The following is a 295-nucleotide window of genomic DNA, read 5'->3' on the forward strand; positions in this document are numbered from 1 at the left end:
GTTCCCAATATAATTTACAGAGGCTTTCATCGTCACCAGTTCTCCTATCTCTATGGGATTCAAAAAGTCTACTGTGTCCACACTGGCTGTCACACAATAGACGCCGGAATGCTTTGAGGCGCAGGCAAAGGCAATCTGGTCAAGCAGGGACAAAATATAACCTCCGTGAATTTTTCCGTTGAAATTGGAATGGGAGGGAAGCATGAGCTCAGAAATAGTAACCTGAGAATCGGCTACGGTTTTAAACTTGATATCCATTTTATAAATTTTGGTAAAGCAGGTTCATAAATTCTTC

Annotated in this window: 1 protein-coding gene; it reads right to left on the reverse strand. The window is 41.4% G+C overall.

Annotation, left to right across the window (positions count from 1 at the left end; translation table 11 throughout):
* Positions 1-258, reverse strand: a 258-nt coding sequence (locus HC175_RS22975; protein ID WP_168140076.1) for an acyl-CoA thioesterase, incomplete at its 3' end; no start/stop codon positions are given.
* Positions 259-295: the final 37 nt, after the last annotated feature.

The sequence above is a fragment of the Salinimicrobium oceani genome, assembly GCF_012037645.1.